Consider the following 13,078-nt stretch of genomic DNA (forward strand, 5'->3'; position numbering starts at 1 on the left):
CTGGTAAAATCTCCTCTTTGATTTTTCTGGAACACCGATGAAACGCACCCGCTTTGGCTCACGCGACCGTCTTTCCCGCGACGCAGCCGAACTGCAACGTCTGGCCGCCGGCCTTTCCGAATCCGGCGGCAAGCTGGAAGACGCCTACTGGGAAGCGCAACTGGCCGAGACCGTAGATGGCCTGTTGAAAAATGGTGCCGAAGATGACATCAATACCGCGCTCGATCGCCTGTTCGAGGCCAACCCGCGCGGCCACGACGAACTGGCCGACATGGTGGAATCGCGGGCCGAAACCAATCGCCTGGAAGCCCTTGGCCAAGCCTTCGACATCCAGCTGTTCGCCGCGCCGGTCCTTGCCTGGTCACGCTTTTCCATCCCCGCCTGCCCGCTGCCCAAGTCCACGCTGCAAGCGCTGGCCGTGCAACTCGGCGCCCATGTTTTCGGCGGTGATGCCCGCCTCGCCATCGCCGATTTCCTGTTCAGCCCCGACCAGTTGCCGCGCAGCTTCTGCGACACCTGGCAACTGACCCGCGAACTGGGCGAAGCCGCGCTGGCCGGCAAGCATCTGGCCGTCGACACGGCCGGCATGGCCGAAACCAACCGTTTCCTGTCCGATGTCCGCTATATCGTCGGCGCCATCGCCGTGCCGCGCGGCAAGCCGCTGTTCCGCTGGAACGAGGCGGATGGCAACCGGGAAGCCTCGCTCAAGGAATGGATCAAGCAGGGCAGCCCGAATCTCGAGCCCCTGCTTACCGGCTGCGCCTGGCAACCGCTGCTGGCTGACTCCTACCATGCCGCCTGCCGGAATGCCGACCGTCTGTCGCGCCCCTATTCGCTGAAGGCCTCTGTCGCCTTCCTGCAGACCATGCTCGGCCTGATGCCGGCTGACATCCGCGCCGTCGTCGGCCCCAGCTACGACCGCCGCATGGAGGAATACCGGATTGGCCTCGGCCCAACCACTGGTGACGAGATCTACCACGGCATCGTCTGGCCGCTACTTGGCGCCGAAGACGAAGCGACCGATGCGGCCGGCGAGATCGAGGCTGTGCTGCGCGAAGCCGGCGTCAAGGACGTGCTCTTCCTCGACCACCACTTCCCGATGGAATTCTGCGACGACTGCGGCGCCCCGCTTTTCCCCAACCGCGAAGCCGAACTGGTGCACGCCGAAATGCCGGAACAGCCCGCGGCCAACTCGCAAGTGCTGCACTGATGAGCCTGTCGTCGAATCAGGACTGGCTGGCCCGCAGTCAGGCCGCCGTCTGGCACCCCTGCACGCAAATGCAGCACCATGCCCAGACGGCGTCTGCCGCCCACCTGCCGCTGGTGCCCATCGCCCGTGGCAGCGGCGCCTGGCTCTACGACTTTGATGGCAAGCGCTATCTCGACGGCATCAGCTCGTGGTGGACCAACCTGTTCGGCCACGCCAACCCGCGCATCAACGCGGCACTGAAAGACCAGCTCGAAAACCTCGAGCACGTCATGCTGGCCGGCTTCACGCACCAGCCGGTTGTCGAGCTTTCCGAGCGCCTGTCGGCCCTGACTGGCGGCAGCCTCGGCCATGCCTTCTACGCCTCGGACGGCGCCTCGGCCACCGAAATCGCGCTGAAGATGAGCTTTCACTACTGGCGCAACACTGGCCGACCGGAGAAAGCCGAATTCCTCTGCCTGGCCGGCAGCTACCACGGCGAAACGGTAGGTGCGCTGGCTGTCACCGACGTCGCCATCTTCAAGGACGCCTACGCGCCGCTGGTCCGCGCTGCGACGGTCATTCCCTCGCCCGATTCCCGGCTGGCCGAAGCCGGCGAAAGCCCGGCCGATGTCGCCCGCCGCGCTGCCGCAGCACTCGAAGCCCACCTCGAAAAGCATGGCGAAAACATCGCTGCGCTGATCGTCGAGCCGCTGGTGCAAGGCGCCGCCGGCATGGTCATGTACGACCCGGAATACCTCCGCCTCGCCCGCCAGTTGTGCGACCGCTACGAAGTGCACCTGATCTGCGACGAAATCGCCGTCGGCTGTGGCCGCACCGGCACCTTCTTCGCCCACGAACAAGCCGCGAATGATGGCAACCCCATTCGCCCCGACCTGATGTGCCTGTCCAAAGGCATCTCCGGCGGCTACCTGCCGCTCTCCATCGTGCTGTGCAGCGACACGATCTACGAAGCCTTCCTCGACGATTCGGTCGCCCGCGCCTTCCTGCACTCGCACAGCTACACCGGCAACCCGCTGGCCTGCCGCGCCGCGCTAGCGACGCTCAACATCTTCGAGTCCGACGACATTCTGGCCGCCAACCGCCTGAAATCAGCCAAAATCAGCACCGCCCTCGCCCCGCTGGCCGACCATCCGCAAGTCCGCCACCTGCGCCAGCGCGGCATGATCACCGCCTTTGACGTCGAAACCGACGATCCGTATTTCTCCCGCCGCTTCTACCGCGCCACCCTTGGCCGCGAAGCGCTGATCCGTCCGATCGGCAACACCGTCTACCTGATGCCGCCGTATATCATCAGCGACGACGAAATCGCGCATCTTGGGCAGTCCATTGCCGGATCGCTGCAAGAGGCTCTGGCAAAGTGAACGCCACGATGTCTACGGACAACCGGACAAAAATCGGCTGGCTACATTGCCTGCTGCAGGCCGGCAGCTTATTGATAGGCATCAGTCCCTGCCTGGCTGGTATCGCATGGAAAAGATGATCCGCACGACGGATGGATTGAGCCTGTGGTCCGAGGCTTTCGGCAAACCCGGAGATCGCCCGATTCTGCTGATCATGGGCGCGATGAATCAGGGTATTTTCTGGCCGGATGCTTTTTGCGCCCGCCTGGCCGGTTTGGGCTACTACGTTGTCCGCTACGATCATCGTGATACCGGCCTGTCATCGAAAATCGATTATCAGGCGCAGCCCTACCGGCTGGCTGAATTGACGCAGGATGCGCTCGCCGCACTGCATGGTCACAATTTATCCAAAGCAACCGTGGTCGGCCTGTCGATGGGTGGCTATATCGCCCAGTTGCTGGCCATCGACCATCCCGAGGCCGTTGAGCGCCTGGTACTGATTTCCAGCTCGGCCGACCAGCGCCCCTATATGGCTGCCACCATGGGGCAGCCGGCCGTCGGCCTTACGCTGCCGGGGCCAGGGCCAGCCCTGCTCGATTACATCCAGGCGACGATCGCCCGCCCTCCCCAGTCGCTGCCTGAGGTCGAACAAAATCTGCTGACTGGCTGGGCGATCACCTACGCCGGCCAGCGCGAATTTCCGCGCGCCCAGATGACCGTCGCCCTGCGGCAAGCCGCCGGGCGCACGGACAATCCACTGGCCGCCTTTAATCATGCCCTGGCGGTCGCCGCCTCGCCGGATCGGCTGGAGAGCGTCAAAACCATCCGCGCACCGACGCTGGTCATCCATGGCTCGCACGATACCTGTCTGCCGCTTGCCCATGGCGAATACCTGGCCCGGAATATCCCTGGCGCGCGCCTGCATATCCTGCCAATGGGCCACTCATTCATGTGGTCCTGGGATGATGAAGTACTGTCCAGCCTGACGAGCTTCCTTGGCGAAGACTTGATTGATCACCCCTCTCAGACAAACCATGATTGAAGACCACCTAAACACCGAACTCGCCGAAATCGCCAGCGCCGGACTGACTCGCCGTCGCCGCGTGCTGGAAACTCCCTGCGGCCGGATGGCCACGGTCGACGGTACAAACTTGCTGAATTTCGCCAGCAACGATTACCTCGGGCTGGCCGGCAATGCCGACATCGCCCGGGTGCTGGCCGACGGCGCGCTGCAATGGGGGGCTGGCAGCGGCGCTTCGCATCTGGTCAGCGGCCATCTCGGACCACACGAACTTCTGGAAAAGGAAATCGCCGAATTCACCGGCTTTCCGCGCACCCTGACCTTTTCCACTGGCTACCTGGCCAACCTCGCCGTGACGCCAACCCTGGCCGGCCGCGGCGATGCGGTATTCGCCGACAAGCTGAACCACGCCTCGCTGATCGATGCCATGCAACTGGCCAAGGCCAATGGCGCCGAGGTGCAGCGCTACCCGCACAACGACGTCGCTGCGCTGGAAAAAATGCTGGCTGCCAGCACCGCAGCGCACAAGATCATCGTCACCGATGCAGTGTTCAGCATGGATGGCGACCTCGCGCCGCTGCCACTGATCTTCGCGCTGGCCGAGCGCTACGACGCCTGGCTGGTCATCGACGACGCCCACGGTTTCGGTGTCCTCGGCCCACACGGCGAAGGCAGCCTCGGCCATTTCAACCTGCCCGCCTCGCCGCGCATCCTGCTGATGGGCACGCTAGGCAAGGCCGCCGGTGTCGGTGGCGCTTTTGTCGCCGGGTCCGAAACAGCCATCGAATACCTGCTGCAGAAGGGCCGCAGCTACATTTTCACCACGGCCCAACCACCAGCCATCGCCTGCGCACTCGCCAAAAGTCTGCAACTGATCAGGGACGGCGATGCCCTGCGCGCCAACCTGATGGACCGTATCGGCCAATTGCGTGATGGGCTGGCCGGTCTGCCAATGAAACTGTTGCCATCACCGACCGCCATCCAGCCGCTGATCGTTGGCGACAACGATGCTGCCGTTGCCCTGTCAAAAGCGCTGTGGGAACGCGGCCTGTGGGTGCCGGCGATCCGTCCGCCGACTGTCCCCAAAGGTACGGCCCGGCTGCGCATTTCGGTCTCTGCAGCCCATACCGAAGCTGACATCGCCCAATTGATCGCCGCCTTGAAAGAACTCGCATGAGTGCTCCCCTTGTTTTCCTGCCCGGCTGGTGCCTCGGCCGCAGCCCGCTGCAGGCGGTCGTTGAAGCGCTGAACGGGCAAATCATCGATCTGCCCGGCTATGGCAATGCGCCGCTGATTACCGATTTTTATGCGGCCGCCGACGACATCGCTGCTCGCCTGCAACCAGGCACCACGTTGGCCGGCTGGTCGCTCGGCGCCCAACTGGCACTGGCCGTCGCCGCCCGTCACCCGGACAAGGTTGGCAAGCTGATTCTCGTCGCTGGCACCACTTCCTTCGTCCAGCGCGACGGCTGGCCAAATGCCATGCCCCCCGACATGCTGACCGAGTTCGCCGCTGGCATTGCCGCGGATGTCGAAGCCATGCTGCCGCGCTTTGTTGGCGGTTTCAATCGTGGCGATGCCCGCGCCAAGACCGTGACGCTCGAATTGCTCAAGCTGGCCGACCCTCGCCCCTCCGACGCAGTGCTGGCCACCGGCCTCAACTGGCTGCGCGACATCGATCTGCGCGACATTGCCCCGCAGGTCAAGGCACCGACCCTGCTCATCCACGGCGGCGCCGACCCGCTGATGCCGCTCGGCGCCGCCAAAGCCCTGACTGCCCTGATTCCTGGCGCCAGTCTGGAAGCATTTGCCGACTGCGCCCACGCCCCGTTCATTTCCCGGCCAGACGAATTTCTCGCCACAGTACGTCGCTTCCTCAATGACTAGTGCCATAAAACCAAAGGCTGGTACCAGACCTTCCAAGGCGCGCATCCGGCAATCCTTCGAACGCGCTGCCCCAACCTACGATGACGCCGCTGCCATTCAGCGCCGTATCTGCATTCGACTCGCCGAAGGCCTGCCGGACATTGCCCCGACCCATCTTCTCGACGCCGGCTGCGGCACCGGCTACGCGCAGGCCAACCTGCAAACCCGCTTTCCAGATGCTCACCGGGTCGCCCTCGATCTCTCGCCGGGCATGCTGCAGCGTGTCGCTACCCCCTGTTGCCGGGTGGCCGGTGATCTTGAACACCTGCCGCTGGCTGACAGTAGTCTGGATCTGTACTGGTCCAGCCTCGCCGTGCAATGGTGCGACCTGGCTGTCGCGCTGCGGGAAGCGCACCGTACCCTGCGGCCGGGTGGCGTCATTGCCCTGGCCAGCCTCGGCCCGGCCACCTTTCATGAATTGCGCCACGCTTTTGCCGACGTCGACGACCACCGCCACACATTGGCCTTCCACAGCCCGGGCGAAATTCGGCAATTGGCCAGTCTTGCCGGACTGGCCGCTATCGACATCAAAAAAAGTACCGAGATCGCCCATTACCCCGATTTCAAGACGCTGCTTCGCGCCGTCAAGGCAATCGGTGCCAATCAGCTCGGCGATGGGCGACGGACCAGCCTGATGAGCCGCAGCAGCTTCCAACTTGCCGAATCGGCGTGCGAACAACTCCGCACCCCGGCCGGTTTGCCGCTGACCTACGATGTGATTTACCTGTACGCCCGAAAATGAACCAAGCCTACTTCCTGACCGGCACCGATACCGAGATCGGCAAGACCTTCATCACCTGCGCCCTGCTCCAGCGGGCCGGACTGGACGGCCTGAAAGCGGTCGGACTGAAACCGATTGCGGCCGGCACCGATGCGGCCGGCCTGAACGACGACGTCGAAGCCATCCGTGCCGCCAGCAACGTCGAACTACCGAGGGAAATCATCAATCCCTACTGCTTCAAGCCGGCCATTGCCCCACACATCGCCGCCGAAAAAGAGGGCGTGCGCATTGAGTTCGGGCCGATCAAGGCCGCCTGCGAACAGGCGCGGCAACAAGCCAATCTGGTCATTATCGAAGGCGTCGGGGGATTTTGCGTACCGCTGGGCACGGACTACAGCGCGGCCGATCTGGCGCTTGAACTCGACCTGCCGGTCATCCTGGTCATCGGCATGCGGCTGGGCTGCATCAATCACGCCTTGCTGACGGTAGAAGCCATTGCCAGCCGAGGTCTGAAACTCGTCGGCTGGGTGGCCAACCGCATCGATCCGGCAATGTCCTGCTTCGATGAAAATCTGGTCACCCTGGAAAGGCTGATCAGCGCACCGCTGCTCGGTGTCGTGCCGCACGGGCCACAGGGCGGCGCCATTGGCGCAGCCGGTTTCCTGCAATTACCCGGCGCTTAGCACTGCCGCCACTTCACGCAAGCGCAGCTGCAAGCCTGCCACGGCATCGGCAAGACCATCAATTTCCCCATTCTTTGCCTGCCGCTCGACCAGCATCGCGTCAGCCGCGCCGACGTCATCCGAAAAGGTGGCCAGCAATCCCTTGATGGTATGGGCCTCGCGCTGCAGGGTCTGGCTGTCGCCGGCTGCTAATGCCGAGGCAATAGCAGCGCAATTGTTATTAACATCCTGAAGAAACATATCGACCATCATCGAATAAATCTCTTCGTCGCCCCCCAGGCGTTCAAGAATCGATCCGCGATCCAGAATAAAAGTTTTTGCCATCCTCTTCTCCATTCAACGCCCAAAGCCGTCGGCAATGCGCCTCGGTATCACCTTCAGATTTGCGGAATTTCTTCGTCACGGAAGCGCTGACGAATTTCCAGAACTTGCTCCCAGCCGGCCAGAAAAGCTTCGATGCATAGCGGGTCAAAATGCTTGCCACGCCCGTCCTCAAGAAACTTGCAGGCATCGTCCAGTGGCCAGGCTCGTTTATACGGGCGCTCGGAAGTCAGCGCATCGAACACGTCAGCCACGGCGACAATCCGCCCGAACAGGGGAATATGGTTGCCCTTCAGGCCGAATGGGTAACCGCTCCCATCGTATTTTTCGTGATGAGAAATAGCGACTTCGGCGCCGGCCTGCATGATTTCGGATCGACTGTTCTTGAGCAGTTCATGGCCAATCCGCGCATGTCCTTTCATCACCTCGAATTCTTCCGGCGTCAGCTTGCCGGGCTTGAGCAGGATGTAATCCGGAATGCCGATCTTGCCTACATCATGCATCGGCGCTGCCTCAAGGATCAATTTCTGGGTGCTCGGGCTTAGGTCCAAACCTTGGGCAATGATCTGGGAGTAGTGCGCCATGCGCTGGATGTGGGCGCCGGTTTCCGGATCGCGAAATTCGGCCGCACGCGAAATTCGGAAAATCAGCTCTTTTTCGCGCTCGCGGATTTCCGCAGTTCTCGCCTCAACCAGTGCCGAGAGATGCTCGGCGCGATCCGCTAAGAATTTTTGCCCGGTACGCAGCGACAGCATATTGCGGGCACGAGCCGAGAATTCGATACGGTCGATCGGCTTGGTCAGAAAATCATTGGCTCCGCCAAGCAAGGCATCGTAACGAACATCCTTCTGATCGTTTGCCGTGATCATCAACACCGGAATCTCATCCCGCCCGTGCAAGGCACGGAAGGCGCTGATGAAACGCAGACCGTCCATATCCGGCATCATGTAATCGACGATGACCAGATCAGGCACATTCTCACGGCACCACTCAAGCGCCGAGAGCGGATTATCGAACAGGATCGGGCTGCAGTCGCCCAGCTTTAGAACCAGCGCCTTGATCAAAGTCAAGTTAATGTCGCTGTCATCGACAATCAGGACGGAATGCATGAGCTCTCTTGCTTGCTTTTCAGTAGTTTTCGGCAGTATATAATGCTCCGCCATGAAACTTCTCTTCGACCTATTCCCTGTCATCCTCTTTTTCGCCACTTTCAAGTATGCGGAAAAGAGCCCGGAACTTGCTGCCAGCTGGATGGGCTCACTGCTCGGTTTCGTACCGGACGACATCAAGCTCGCTCCAATCCTGCTCGCCACCGTCGTCGTCATCGCCGCTACTGTCGCCCAGATCATCTGGGTGCACTTCCGTCACGGCAAGGTCGACAAGATGCTTTGGGTCAGCCTGGTACTCGTCGTCGTCTTCGGCGGCCTGACGCTGGCTTTCCAGAACGAAGCCTTCATCAAGTGGAAACCGACCATTCTTTACTGGGTGTTCGCCGGCAGCATGATCTTCAGCGCCTTCATCCTGAAAAAAAACCCGATCAAGGCCATGCTTGGCGAGCAGCTGACGCTACCCGAGCCGGTCTGGGGCAAGGTCAATCTGTCGTGGATCGGTTTCTTCCTGTTCATGGGCGCCTTGAACCTGTTCGTCGCTTTCAATTTCCCGACCGATACCTGGGTCAATTTCAAACTATTCGGCGGCATGGGCTTGATGCTCGTCTTCGTGCTCGGCCAGGGCATGCTGCTGTCCAAATACGTTGAGGAAGAAAAATAATGCTCTATGCGATCATTGCTGAAGACAAGGCCGGCACGCTGGACAAGCGCCTCGCCGCCCGTCCTGCCCACCTGGAGCGCCTGCTGGCCTTGCAATCCGAAGCTCGCCTGATCCTGGCCGGCCCCTGTCCGGCCATCGATTCGCCCGACCCGGGCCCAGCCGGCTTTTCAGGCAGCATCATCATCGCCGAATTCGGCTCGCTGACTGCGGCCCAAACCTGGGCCGATGCCGATCCCTATATCGCGGCCGGTGTTTACGAGAAAGTCACCATCAAGCCATTCAAGAAGGCACTGCCGGCGTGAGTGCAGAAACCATCGAGTTGCTGCGCCAGCGTCTGGTCGTGCTGCAAGCTGAATCGATCACCATCATTGACGACTCGCACCGCCACGCCGGCCACGCCGGCGCCCGTGACGGCGGCCATTACCAGTTACAAATTGTTGCACAGGCATTTGCCGGTAAAAGTACCATAGCCCGTCACCGCATGATTTATGATGCTGCGGGAGACCTGATGCGTGGCCGGATTCATGCGCTCAGCATCCGCGCCGAAGTGCCTGGCGAAGTATAATTTTCCTGTTATTCCCTCCACCCAAGGATAGATACATGTTCAAACTCTCCCGCCTGGCCGCCCTGCTTGTCGCCGGCGCCATCGTTTCCGCTCCGGCCCTCGCTGCCGACAAGGCCAAGGCTTTCGCCACCGTCAATGGCCAGCCGATTTCGCAAACCGTCTACAACGCCTTCATCGCCGAACAGCAGGCGCAGGGCGCACCTGACTCACCGGAACTGCAAGGTGCCGTCAAGGAAGAGTTGGTCCGCCGCGAAATCCTCGCCCAGGAAGCCAAGAAAAAGGGCCTGGACAAGGCCCCCAACGTCCAGGGTCAGATCGAACTCGCCAAGCAGGCCGTGCTTATCCGCGCCTACCTGTCCGACTACGTCAAGGCACACCCGATCAGCGACGCCCAACTCAAGGCCGAATACGAGTTGATCAAGAACAACCTGGGCAGCACCGAATACAAGGCTCGCCACGTGCTGGTCGAAAAGGAAGATGACGCCAAGGCAATCATTGCCAAGCTGGACAAAGGCGAAAAGTTCTCCGAACTGGCCAAGCAATCCAAGGATCCGGGCTCCAAGGACAAAGGTGGCGAACTGGGCTGGAGCTCCCCGAACGCCTACGTCAAGCCGTTCGGCGAAGCGCTGGGCAAGCTGAAGAAGGGCGAATACACCAAGACGCCGGTCAAGTCCGACTTCGGCTATCACGTGATCCAGCTCGACGACTCCCGTCCGATGACCCCGCCGCCGTTCGACCAGGTCAAGCCGCAACTACAGCAGCGTGCTGGCCAGCAGCAGGTCGAGAATCTGGTCAAGGAACTGCGCGGCAAGGCCAAGGTCGACTAAACCTTCTCCGAGCATGCGAAAATGCCCACCCTTCGGTGGGTATTTTTCTTTTGGGGGAGACATTCGTGTTCAACGGCCTGAAAACACTGTTCGGCAAGAAGCCCGACACCCCGGCCCCGCCTGAATCGACTGGCCAACCAGGCCGGCTGGCCAGGGACACCCCGTTCCTTCGCCGCGAGGCTGTCTTCGACCGCAGCAACCGCCTTTCCGGGCACCTCTTTCGGCTGCAACAATCGACCGTACTTGCGAATGCTGACGATGCCGAACAACGCGAGCTCGACCAGGCCCTGCTCGACACGCTGAACGCCAGCCGCGATGCCTGGAACACCACCCTCGCCTTCATCCCGCTCAGCTCATCCAGTCTTGATCTCCCCGCTGTCGAGCGCCTGAAGAAGGCCAACATCGTCCTCCTCATCCAGCTGGCGCCTGAAGCCGAAGCGGACATGGTCTGCGAGGCCATCGACCAACTGCATGTTCGCGGCTTGCAGGTCGGGGTTTTCCGCCAGCCGAAACACCGCGCTTTTGCCAAGGTCATCCAGCGAGTGGATTACGCCGCCATCGATATTGGTGGCAACGAGGCCAATGCGGTTCGAGACTTTTCCGCCGCCATCCGTTCCGGCGAGCGCGAACACCCAATCCGGCTTTTCGCCTGCAATATCGATACCTTCGACGACCACCTTTTCTGCCATCAGTGGCATTTCGAAAATTTCCACGGCAAGTTTGCCGAATCAGCGCCCAGGCTCGACAACGTTAGCAGTGGCGATCCGCACAAGGCGCAATTGCTCAACCTGCTGCGCCTTGTCCAGGGCGATGCCGAAACGGCCGAAATTGCCGCGGCGATGAAACAGGACCCGATGCTCAGCTTCCGCATTCTGCGCTACCTGAATTCCCCGGCGCTGGGCCTGACCCGCCAGATCGATTCGCTAGAACAGGCCCTGGTTATTCTCGGCCGCCAGCGCCTGAGTCGCTGGGTAGCGGTACTACTCTTCTCTGTCCGCGATCCCCATCTGGGCGACTGGCTAATGATCGAAAATGCCCTGACCCGCGGCCGCCTGATGGAAGTTCTTGGCGAACAGGTGATGCCCGGGCAGCCGCATGACCCGCTCTTCCTGACCGGCATCTTCTCCTGCCTTGATCGTCTGTTGCGCCGTCCGCTGGCTGAAACGCTGAACGACATCCCCATTTCCACGGATATCAGGCAGGCGCTGCTTGAGCGTAGCGGCCCCTATGCCCCGCTGCTCGCCATCGCCGAAGCGAGTGAGGATTTCGACCCGCCACGCATGGAAAGCACGGCCCGTTCCGCCGGCATTGACCCCGACAGCGTTAACCGGGCCCTGCTGGCTGCCACCGCCTGGGCAAGCGAAGTGACCGAATATTGGGAGTAGCCAGATCGGGCATCAGCAAAAACTTGATGCAGGTCGAGGCAGCAATCCTGCCTTGGTGGCTTAATCTCGACCCAATGAACTTTCGTTTCATCCTCGCCTTGCTCGGCCTGAGCCTTTCGCCCCCGGCCTTCGCCAACCAATCCCTGCAAGCCTGGCTCGACACCGCGCTACCGGGCACGGTTCTGCGCCTGCCCCCCGGCAATTACAGCGGCCCGGCGACGATCAACAAACCGTTGACTGTGGAAGGCAACGGCAAGGTCATCATCGACGCCGGCGGCAAGGGGACCGTGCTGACCATCAAGGCAGACCGGGTAACGGTGCGTGGCCTGACCCTGCGCAGCAGCGGCGATTCTCACGACGCGATCGACGGCGGCATCATGGTCGAGGCAGGCAACGGGCTGCTGATCGAAAACAACGTCATCGAGGACGTGCTGTTCGGCATTTCGTTGCACCGGACGACCGACAGCATCGTGCGCAACAACCGTATCCGTAGTCGAGCGATCGATTCAGCCGAGCGCGGCGATGGTCTGCGCCTCTGGTACAGCACCGGAAACCGTATAGAAAACAACGATATCGCGCAGATTCGCGACGTCACTATCAGCAATTCACCGCACAATCGCTATACCGGCAACACCATCCGAAACAGCCGCCGCGCGTTCAATCTGCTTTTTTCGCATCGCAGCCTGATCGAGCGCAACCTGCTGGAAAAGAATTCGACCGGGATCATTGCGCTTAACTCGGATGGCCTGCTCATTCGAAAAAATCGCATCCTGCATGCCATGGATGCCTCCGGCGCCGGCATCGCACTGAAGGAAACGTCGGCTGCATTGATTGTGGACAACGAAATCGTCCACTGCGCTCACGGCATCATGGCCGATTCGCCAATGGACGCGATCAACCGGATCGTCTTCATCAACAATGTGATCGCCCACAACATTACCGGCATCTACTTCTACGGCGCCAAGGGCGGCCACATCGCGATCAACAACACCTTCAAGAGCAACCTGTGGCCGGTGACGATCATTGGCGATGGCGACCCGATGAACGACACGTGGTGGGGCAACAACTGGGATACCTATGAAGGCTTTGACCTCGATGGCGACGGCTTTGGCGACAAGCCACACGAACTACACGCCTACGCCGACCGCATCTGGATAGAAACGCCCAGCGCCACCTTCTTTCGCAACTCGCCGGTTCTGGAACTGCTCGATTTTCTTGAACGCCTGGCCCCCTTCTCGACACCATCGCTGATTCTGCGCGACACGGCGCCACGCATGAGGAAAGTGCAGCAGTAAAAATGCGTCAGACG

15 protein-coding genes are annotated in these 13,078 nt (G+C 61.3%); 13 read left to right on the forward strand and 2 right to left on the reverse strand.

The window, feature by feature from the left end; genetic code table 11:
* Positions 1-37: 37 nt before the first annotated feature.
* The 7 genes from DARO_RS14825 to bioD all read left to right on the forward strand — a co-directional run bounded on the left by DARO_RS14825 (position 38) and on the right by bioD (position 6,901).
* On the forward strand, positions 38-1,210 hold the full coding sequence (locus DARO_RS14825; RefSeq protein ID WP_011288622.1) for a DUF2863 family protein: 1,173 nt from the start codon (positions 38-40) through the stop codon (positions 1,208-1,210).
* The gene (gene bioA, locus DARO_RS14830) at positions 1,210-2,571 is read left to right on the forward strand and encodes an adenosylmethionine--8-amino-7-oxononanoate transaminase (RefSeq protein ID WP_011288623.1); all 1,362 of its coding nucleotides are present in this window, start codon (positions 1,210-1,212) and stop codon (positions 2,569-2,571) included. The genes DARO_RS14825 and bioA overlap by 1 nt, the downstream gene beginning before the upstream one ends.
* A gap of 106 nt (positions 2,572-2,677) precedes the next feature.
* Entirely contained in the window at positions 2,678-3,592 is a 915-nt protein-coding gene (locus DARO_RS14835; RefSeq protein WP_011288624.1) for an alpha/beta fold hydrolase, read from the forward strand.
* Complete coding sequence (bioF, locus tag DARO_RS14840; RefSeq protein WP_011288625.1) at positions 3,585-4,748, forward strand: 8-amino-7-oxononanoate synthase; 1,164 nt, start codon at positions 3,585-3,587, stop codon at positions 4,746-4,748. Before DARO_RS14835 ends, bioF begins: the two co-directional genes overlap by 8 nt.
* Positions 4,745-5,458: an alpha/beta fold hydrolase gene (locus DARO_RS14845; protein WP_011288626.1), complete on the forward strand. Its 714-nt coding sequence runs from the start codon at positions 4,745-4,747 to the stop codon at positions 5,456-5,458. Before bioF ends, DARO_RS14845 begins: the two co-directional genes overlap by 4 nt.
* Positions 5,451-6,239 carry a malonyl-ACP O-methyltransferase BioC gene (bioC, locus tag DARO_RS14850; RefSeq protein ID WP_011288627.1) on the forward strand — a complete coding sequence of 263 codons (789 nt, stop codon included), beginning with the start codon at positions 5,451-5,453 and terminating at the stop codon, positions 6,237-6,239. The genes DARO_RS14845 and bioC overlap by 8 nt, the downstream gene beginning before the upstream one ends.
* Entirely contained in the window at positions 6,236-6,901 is a 666-nt protein-coding gene (gene bioD, locus DARO_RS14855) for a dethiobiotin synthase (protein ID WP_011288628.1), read from the forward strand. Before bioC ends, bioD begins: the two co-directional genes overlap by 4 nt.
* Here the strand turns inward: bioD and DARO_RS23145 are convergent.
* Positions 6,887-7,237, reverse strand: a complete 351-nt coding sequence (locus DARO_RS23145) for an Hpt domain-containing protein (RefSeq protein WP_083761539.1) — start codon at positions 7,235-7,237, stop codon at positions 6,887-6,889. The two genes, bioD and DARO_RS23145, sit on opposite strands and share 15 nt — an antisense overlap.
* A gap of 41 nt (positions 7,238-7,278) precedes the next feature.
* Positions 7,279-8,331 carry an HD domain-containing phosphohydrolase gene (locus DARO_RS14865; RefSeq protein ID WP_011288630.1) on the reverse strand — a complete coding sequence of 351 codons (1,053 nt, stop codon included), beginning with the start codon at positions 8,329-8,331 and terminating at the stop codon, positions 7,279-7,281.
* 52 nt (positions 8,332-8,383) lie between these two features.
* Here DARO_RS14865 and DARO_RS14870 point away from each other — a divergent pair, with 52 nt between their 5' ends.
* From DARO_RS14870 to nosD, 6 genes are all read left to right on the forward strand, one after another.
* Positions 8,384-8,992, forward strand: a complete 609-nt coding sequence (locus DARO_RS14870; protein ID WP_011288631.1) for a septation protein A — start codon at positions 8,384-8,386, stop codon at positions 8,990-8,992.
* Positions 8,992-9,294: a YciI family protein gene (locus DARO_RS14875; protein WP_011288632.1), complete on the forward strand. Its 303-nt coding sequence runs from the start codon at positions 8,992-8,994 to the stop codon at positions 9,292-9,294. The genes DARO_RS14870 and DARO_RS14875 overlap by 1 nt, the downstream gene beginning before the upstream one ends.
* The gene (locus DARO_RS14880; RefSeq protein WP_011288633.1) at positions 9,291-9,557 is read left to right on the forward strand and encodes a BolA family protein; all 267 of its coding nucleotides are present in this window, start codon (positions 9,291-9,293) and stop codon (positions 9,555-9,557) included. The genes DARO_RS14875 and DARO_RS14880 overlap by 4 nt, the downstream gene beginning before the upstream one ends.
* A gap of 35 nt (positions 9,558-9,592) precedes the next feature.
* Positions 9,593-10,384 carry a peptidyl-prolyl cis-trans isomerase gene (locus DARO_RS14885; RefSeq protein WP_011288634.1) on the forward strand — a complete coding sequence of 264 codons (792 nt, stop codon included), beginning with the start codon at positions 9,593-9,595 and terminating at the stop codon, positions 10,382-10,384.
* A gap of 65 nt (positions 10,385-10,449) precedes the next feature.
* Positions 10,450-11,769, forward strand: a complete 1,320-nt coding sequence (locus DARO_RS14890; RefSeq protein ID WP_011288635.1) for an HDOD domain-containing protein — start codon at positions 10,450-10,452, stop codon at positions 11,767-11,769.
* Positions 11,770-11,843: 74 nt separating this feature from the next.
* Positions 11,844-13,064, forward strand: a complete 1,221-nt coding sequence (nosD, locus tag DARO_RS14895) for a nitrous oxide reductase family maturation protein NosD (protein WP_041225085.1) — start codon at positions 11,844-11,846, stop codon at positions 13,062-13,064.
* Positions 13,065-13,078 lie beyond the last annotated feature (14 nt).

Source organism: Dechloromonas aromatica RCB (assembly GCF_000012425.1).